Raw genomic sequence first — 7,328 nt, forward strand, 5'->3', positions numbered from 1 at the left:
GTTTCTCGGCGGCCATATCGTTGCGGCTGTCGAAGCGGAAAACGATCCCTATGAAATTTCCAAGGCAGCCGACAGTCATGCCGCGGCAAAACGGCAAGTTTGCACACAAGCCGTTGATTACATTCACCATGATGATACGGTGTTTTTCGATTGCGGCACCACGTTACCCTATCTGGTCGATCTGCTCCCAGACCAGATTCACATAACGGCGATCTGTTACGCCATGAATGTCGCCGATCGTCTGACGCGAAAACCCAACGTTCGCCTTGTTATGCTCGGTGGTCTTTACCACCCAGCATCGGCGAGCTTTTCCGGGGCCTCGGGGCTGGAAATGCTCGATCAGCTTGTAATCAACGTGGCATTTCTTTCTGCAGCCGGTGTCGATGCCCGGCGTGGCGCGACCTGCGCGCATTTTCACGAAGCGGAGATCAAGAAAAAGGCGATGTCCCGGGCACGAAAGAATATACTTCTCGCCGACAGCAGCAAAATCGGCAAGCTTAAGCCGGCCTTTTTCAGCGACATGAAGTCGTTCGATGTGGTCATCACCGAAAACGGTATGAACGACTTCGACTGAGAGATCCGCATTTTTTCTGCGCCTATTGAAATCTAAACTTGACGCAGCGGTACGGTGATGCAAACCTCACAAACAGTGAAAAAAAAATCACATTTGACCCAGTTGTGAAGCTTCCACTTCGTGCGTCTGCACTGATGGCAACAAGACTTTCACGCTCTGGCCGGGAGGATTCGATTTGGAAACCGTTGCTGTTCACAATGCGGCAAACACGGCGCATCACGCAGCCCCTTCGCGATTGCCGGACGGCACCCATAACCGGCCGCGCAATACCGGTATGGAACTCGATCTGTCGTGGGTGCTTGATACGCGGGTCAACCTGTCTGCCACCGAGCGCCGCGTAGCCTCGCTTCCCGGACGCCGCACCGTCAAAAAGGACGCACAGGCGGCTTGGCTCCTGAAGGCGGTGACCTGCATCGACCTGACGACGTTGAACGGCGACGATACCCCCGAACGCGTCAAACGCTTGTGCGCGAAGGCGATGAATCCGATACGTGCCGACATTCTGGATTCCCTTGGCATGAGCGGCCGTTCGATCACCACCGGCGCCATCTGCGTCTACCATCGTTTTGTTGCAACGGCCGTCGAGGCGCTCGGAGATTCCGGCATTCCGGTCGCCGCGGTTTCGACCGGTTTCCCTGCCGGCCTCAGCCCGCACCACCTCAAGGTCAAAGAAATCGAGGCGTCAGTTGCCGATGGCGCGAAGGAAATCGACATCGTCATCACCCGTGAGCATGTGCTGACCGGCAACTGGACAGCACTCTACGAGGAAATGAAAGAATATCGCGCCGCTTGCGGTGATGCGCATGTCAAGGCCATTCTGGCGACCGGCGACCTGAAGACGCTCCGCAATGTCGCCAGGGCCTCGCTGGTCTGCATGATGGCGGGAGCCGATTTCATCAAGACCTCGACCGGCAAGGAAGGCGTCAATGCGACGCTTGCCGTGACATTGACCATGCTGCGGGCGATCCGCGCCTATTATGAGCGCACCGGTATCAAGATCGGCTACAAGCCGGCCGGTGGCATTTCGGCGGCGAAGGACGTGTTGAACTACCAGTTCCTGATGAAGGACGAACTGGGGCGCGAGTGGCTGGAGTCCGATCTCTTCCGCATCGGTGCATCAAGCTTGCTTGCGGATATCGAGCGGCAGTTGGAGCATCACGTCACCGGTGCCTATTCGGCCCTCAACAGACACCCGATTGGATGATCCAGATGACTGTTGCAAAGTATTTCGACGAAATGTCCTACGGCCCTGCCCCTGAGTCCGATATCGAAGCTCGCGACTGGCTGGCGCGCCACGCTTCCGGTTTCGGTCACTTCATCAATGGCGCGTTCGTGCCCTCCGCGTCGGGCAAGAACTTCGACACGTTCGAGCCAGCCACCGGCAAGGTCCTGGCGAAGCTCGCGATCGGCGGCGCGGCGGATGTGGACAACGCAGTTGCTGCGGCCCGCAAGGCACAGGCGTCATGGGCGCGATTGCCGGGCCACGCGCGGGCGCGCCATCTCTATGCACTTGCCCGGATGATCCAGCGCCATGCGCGTCTGATTGCTGTGGTCGAGGCCATCGACAATGGCAAGCCGATCCGCGAAACCCGCGATCTCGACGTGCCCCTGGCAGCCCGTCATTTCTATCATCACGCCGGATGGGCGCAAATCCAGGACACGGAATTTGCCGATCATGTGCCGGTGGGCGTCGTCGGCCAGATCATCCCGTGGAATTTCCCATTCCTGATGTTGGCCTGGAAAGTGGCGCCGGCTTTGGCGCTCGGTAACACCGTCATCCTGAAGCCTGCCGAATTCACCTCGCTGACGGCGCTTCTCTTTGCCGAACTGGCATCCGCGGCGGGCCTTCCGCCGGGCGTACTCAATATCGTGACGGGAGAAGGCGAAACAGGCGCACTGCTCGTCGGGCATGAGGATATCGACAAAATTGCCTTTACCGGATCGACCGAAGTCGGGCGCGTTATTCGCGAGCGTACCGCGGGCAGCGGCAAATCCTTGACGCTGGAACTCGGCGGCAAGTCCCCTTTCGTCGTCTTTGACGACGCCGATATCGACGGCGCCGTGGAAGGCGTGGTCGACGCGATCTGGTTCAACCAGGGACAGGTCTGCTGCGCCGGTTCGCGGCTTCTGGTTCAGGAAGGCATTGCCGATCTTTTCCATGCGCGGCTGAAGCGCCGGATGGAGACATTGCGGGTCGGTCTGCCTTTGGACAAGTGCATCGATATGGGTGCGATCATAGCGCCCGTGCAATTGACGCGTATCGAAGCGCTGGTGAAAAAGGGAGTTTCAGAAGGCGCGACACTGCATCAGGCCAAGATCGACCTGCCGAAGGGCGGCAGCTTCTACCCGCCGACGCTTCTCAGCGGCGTGCAGCCCACATCGATCGTCGCGACCGAGGAAATCTTTGGGCCGGTTGCAGTCTCCATGACTTTCCGCACACCGGAAGAGGCTATCCAGCTTGCCAATCACACCCGCTACGGCCTCGCCGCCAGCGTCTGGAGCGAGACGATCGGCTTGGCGCTGAACGTTGCGGCAAAGCTCGCAGCCGGCGTGGTCTGGGTGAATGCCACCAATCTTTTCGATGCCGCCGTCGGTTTTGGCGGCAAGCGCGAATCCGGATTTGGCCGCGAAGGCGGACGCGAAGGTTGCTACGAATATCTGAAGCCGAAGGCTTGGGTCGGTCGCAAGGCGCGCGCAGCTATGCCCGCACTTTCGCAAGTAAAGCCGGTTGCCGGCGATTTTGCCCTGCCAAGCATCGACCGGACGGCAAAGCTCTTCATCGGCGGCAAGCAGGCACGCCCGGACGGCAATTATTCCCGTGTCATCGCCTCGCCCAAGGGCAAGGCGATCGGGGAAGTTGGCGAAGGCAACCGCAAGGACATCCGCAATGCGGTGGTTGCCGCACAGGCCGCCTCCGCCTGGTCGAATGCGACCACTCATAACCGCGCCCAGATTCTCTATTACATCGCCGAAAACCTCAGTGGCCGCGCCGACGAGTTCGCCTCGCGGATAACAGCGATGACCGGAGCTTCCGCAGCCAATGCAAACGCCGAGGTCGACGCCGCGATTTCCCGTCTCTTCACCTACGCAGCCTGGGCGGACAAATATGAGGGCGGCATTCACCAGCCGCCGCTTCGCGGCGTTGCCCTGGCCATGCCGGAAGCCATCGGCGTCGTTGGCGTCATTTGCCCGCCGGAAGCGCCGCTGCTCGGCTTTATCAGTCTGGTTGCGCCGTTGATTGCCACCGGCAATCGTGTCGTCGCGGTGCCGAGTGAGCCCTTCCCGCTTTCGGCCACGGATTTCTATTCCGTCCTGGAAACGTCGGATGTGCCTGCCGGTGTCGTCAATATCGTCACCGGATCGGCGATCGAACTGGCAAAGATCCTTGCCGCGCACAATGACGTTGATGCGTTGTGGGCCTTCGGCTCTGCGGAACTTTCGACGACGGTGGAGAAGCTGTCTTCGGGCAATCTCAAACGAACCTTCGTGGACAATGGCAAGGCGACGGACTGGATGGACAGAGCCGCTGCCGAAGGCGCGCTATACCTACGCCGGGCCGTGGATGTGAAGAATATCTGGATCCCCTACGGAGAATAAGGGCTCCAACTCTGGTCATCCGGGCGGGAGGAGAACCGCATCGGCAGGCGAGAACAACGGAATTTGAGGGAATCGCAGAGCTGTAACGGAGCTGCGGTTATTGGGCTCTGTTTTGTGGCACGAGGTGCTGCGAAATGGTGCAACTAAGGGAGGATTTCCATGCTGAAGAATATCGATTCGGCTCTGAATGCGGATGTGCTGCACGCGCTCCGGTCCATGGGGCATGGCGACACGGTCGTCGTTTCCGACACCAATTTTCCTTCGGACTCCATTGCCCGGCAAACGGTGCTCGGCAAGCTGTTGCGGATAGACAATGTATCTGCTGCCCGCGCCATTAAAGCTATTCTTTCGGTAATGCCGCTGGATACGCCGCTGCAGCCGTCTGCCGGGCGAATGGAAATCATGGGCGCGCCGGACGAGATCCCTCCCGTGCAGCAGGAAGTCCAGGCCGTTATCGATGGCGCCGAGGGCAAGCTGGCGCCGATGTATGGCATCGAGCGTTTCGCCTTCTATGAGGAGGCCAAAAAGGCCTATTGCGTCATCACCACGGGCGAAAACCGCTTCTACGGCTGCTTCCTCTTCACCAAAGGCGTGATTCCGCCGGAAACCGTTTGAGGGGAAACGATAATGAAGGTGGGTGTTTCGATCCTCGGGATTTTCGTCGCCGACACGGCCTATCTGGCCAAGCGCATGCCAAACGTTGGGGAGACCATCACCGGGACCGGTTTTGCAGTAGGCCCCGGCGGCAAGGGATCCAACCAGGCTGTCGCTGCTGCCCGCGCCGGTGGAACAGTCTCCTTCATCTCGAAGATCGGCCGCGACACCTTCGGCGATATGGCGCTGAAGACCTATGCGGAAGCAGGCGTGACGCCGAAGGTTGTACAGATGGACGATATGCCGACCGGCGCTGCCTTCATCTACGTCAATGACGGTAACGGCGACAATGCCATCATCGTCTATCCAGGTGCCGCAGGCACCATTGGCGTTGGTGATGTTGAGGCGGCACGCGAAACCATCGAGCAATCGGCTGTTTTCGTGACCCAGCTCGAACAACCGGCCGAAGCGGCGCAGCGCGCCCTCGAAATCGCCCATGCGGCCGGCGTTACCACTGTTTTCAATCCAGCGCCGGCCGAGCCGTTTCCGGACACGATCTATCCGCTCTGCGACTATATCGTCCCAAACGAAACCGAGGCAGCGGCCATCGTCGGTTTTCCGCTCGACACGCTCGACGACGCCAGACGGGCTGGCGATGCCTTTCTTGCCAAGGGCGTGAAAGCCGCGCTGATCACCCTGGGCGGTCGCGGTGTGCTCTATCATACGGCCGGGCAATCGGTTCATCTTCCGGCGGTCTCCTCGGGAGCGGTCATCGATACCACCGGCGCCGGCGACGCATTTGTCGGCGGCTTCTCGGCAGCGCTCTCGCGGGGCGCAACTCCGGTCGAGGCCGTGCGTTTCGGCTGCGCTACCGCCGGTATTGCGGTGACGCGGCGGGGCACCGCGCCTGCAATGCCAAAGATCGAGGAAATCGAGGCGCTTCTCCGGAAAGGAGACGCGGCATGACCCGCAACGATCCGATCAAACACTTCTTCATCTGGCCGGCGTTGCTGATCGTGCTGGTGATCTCGATCTTCCCGCTGATCTATTCGCTGACCACCAGCTTCATGAGCCTGCGCCTCGTGCCGCCGATCCCCGCGCGTTTCGTCGGCTTCGGCAACTATACGGAACTGCTTCAGAATCCACGCTTCTGGAATGTCGCCTGGACGACGACGATCATCGCTTTTGTGGCGGTGACGCTGCAGTATGTCATCGGTTTTTCCGTGGCGCTGGCGCTTAACCGTCGGGTGCCCGGCGAAGGTTTGTTTCGGGTCAGCTTCCTGGTGCCAATGCTTGTAGCGCCCGTTGCCGTCGCACTCATTGCCCGCCAGATCCTCAATCCCACGATGGGCCCGCTCAATGAGCTGATGACCGTCTTCGGTTTTCCCAACCTGCCTTTTCTGACGCAGACCAGATGGGCTATCGGCGCCATCATTTCCGTCGAAGTGTGGCAGTGGACACCCTTCGTCATCCTTATGCTCCTTGCCGGGTTGCAAACCCTGCCGGAGGACGTCTACGAGGCTGCCGCGCTTGAAAATGCCAGCCCCTGGCAACAGTTCTGGGGGATCACATTCCCGATGATGCTGCCGATTTCGGTGGCCGTGGTCTTCATCCGCCTCATCGAGAGCTACAAGATCATCGACACGGTGTTCGTCATGACAGGCGGAGGACCCGGCATTTCGACCGAAACGCTGACCTTGTTCGCGTATCAGGAGGGCTTCAAGAAGTTCAACCTCGGCTACACATCCGCCCTCTCCTTCCTCTTCCTGATCGTCATTACCGTGATCGGGCTCGTCTATCTCGCCATCCTGAAGCCCTATCTGGAGAAGCACAAATGAGCGTGCGTGACCTCAAAGGATCCGGCCGCTGGTGGGCGCTCGCAGGCTGCCTGCTCTGGCTGGCCTTCACCTTCTTTCCGCTTTACTGGGTCGCGATCACCTCGTTCAAGTCGCCGCTCGGCGTCGTCGGCGGGCCGACCTATATTCCATTTGTCGACTTCGACCCGACGCTGACAGCCTGGAGCGAGCTTCTCTCGGGCGCCCGCGGCCAGTTCTACAACACCTTCATCGCTTCCACGATCGTCGGGCTTTCCGCATCGGTGCTGGCCACCTTCATCGGATCGATGGCAGCCTATGCGCTGGTGCGCTTCACCTTCGAGGTCAAGCTGCTGTCCGGTGTGATTTTCGTCGTTGTTGCCTTCGGCGGATATCTTCTTGGCCGTCATGTTCTGGGCTACGGACAGGCTATTTCGCTGATCTACGCCTTTGTCGCCGCGCTTGCGCTCGCCATCGGCTCCAGCCGAATGAAGCTTCCGGGGCCGCTCCTCGGCAATGATGATATCGTCTTCTGGTTTGTCAGCCAGCGCATGTTTCCGCCTATCGTCGCCGCCTTTGCCTTGTTCCTGATGTACACGGAAATGGGCAAGTTGGGGTTCAAACTGGTGGACACCTATACAGGCCTCACCTTCGCTTATGTCGCCTTCTCGCTGCCGATCGTGATCTGGCTGATGCGCGATTTCTTTGCGGCACTGCCGGTGGAAGTCGAAGAGGCGGCGATGGTCGAC

At 59.8% G+C, this 7,328-nt stretch carries 7 protein-coding genes; all 7 read left to right on the plus strand.

Translation table 11 applies throughout. From position 1 onward, the window contains the following. A partial coding sequence (locus FY112_RS02830) for a DeoR/GlpR family DNA-binding transcription regulator (protein WP_151517611.1) occupies positions 1 to 574 on the plus strand: 574 nt, incomplete at its 5' end. A gap of 175 nt (positions 575 to 749) precedes the next feature. Further along, a complete protein-coding gene (deoC, locus tag FY112_RS02835) occupies positions 750 to 1,778 on the plus strand; it encodes a deoxyribose-phosphate aldolase (protein ID WP_165505269.1) in 1,029 nt (342 codons plus the stop codon). A 5-nt stretch (positions 1,779 to 1,783) separates the two neighbouring features. Next, the gene (locus tag FY112_RS02840) at positions 1,784 to 4,171 is read left to right on the plus strand and encodes an aldehyde dehydrogenase family protein (RefSeq protein WP_094085768.1); all 2,388 of its coding nucleotides are present in this window, start codon (positions 1,784 to 1,786) and stop codon (positions 4,169 to 4,171) included. Between the two features lie 159 nt (positions 4,172 to 4,330). Beyond that, positions 4,331 to 4,786, plus strand: a complete 456-nt coding sequence (locus FY112_RS02845; RefSeq protein ID WP_017960761.1) for an RbsD/FucU family protein — start codon at positions 4,331 to 4,333, stop codon at positions 4,784 to 4,786. Positions 4,787 to 4,798: 12 nt separating this feature from the next. Further along, positions 4,799 to 5,731 (plus strand): ribokinase, encoded by a 933-nt coding sequence (rbsK, locus tag FY112_RS02850; RefSeq protein WP_131718598.1) that lies wholly within the window; start codon positions 4,799 to 4,801, stop codon positions 5,729 to 5,731. Then, the gene (locus FY112_RS02855) at positions 5,728 to 6,603 is read left to right on the plus strand and encodes a sugar ABC transporter permease (protein ID WP_003540324.1); all 876 of its coding nucleotides are present in this window, start codon (positions 5,728 to 5,730) and stop codon (positions 6,601 to 6,603) included. The genes rbsK and FY112_RS02855 overlap by 4 nt, the downstream gene beginning before the upstream one ends. Continuing rightward, positions 6,600 to 7,328: carbohydrate ABC transporter permease (locus tag FY112_RS02860; RefSeq protein WP_151517612.1), on the plus strand; the 729-nt coding region annotated here is incomplete at its 3' end. The genes FY112_RS02855 and FY112_RS02860, both read left to right, overlap by 4 nt.

This window comes from Rhizobium sp. PEPV16 (genome assembly GCF_008919455.1).
GTDB lineage: Bacteria > Pseudomonadota > Alphaproteobacteria > Rhizobiales > Rhizobiaceae > Rhizobium > Rhizobium leguminosarum_Q.

Excerpts from the sequence above, each read along its gene's own strand:
- FY112_RS02840 (WP_094085768.1), top strand. The coding sequence starts at position 1,784 with ATGACTGTTGCAAAGTATTTCGACGAAATGTCCTACGGCCCTGCCCCT.
- FY112_RS02845 (WP_017960761.1), top strand. The coding sequence starts at position 4,331 with ATGCTGAAGAATATCGATTCGGCTCTGAATGCGGATGTGCTGCACGCG.
- rbsK (WP_131718598.1), top strand. The coding sequence starts at position 4,799 with ATGAAGGTGGGTGTTTCGATCCTCGGGATTTTCGTCGCCGACACGGCC.
- FY112_RS02855 (WP_003540324.1), top strand. The coding sequence starts at position 5,728 with ATGACCCGCAACGATCCGATCAAACACTTCTTCATCTGGCCGGCGTTG.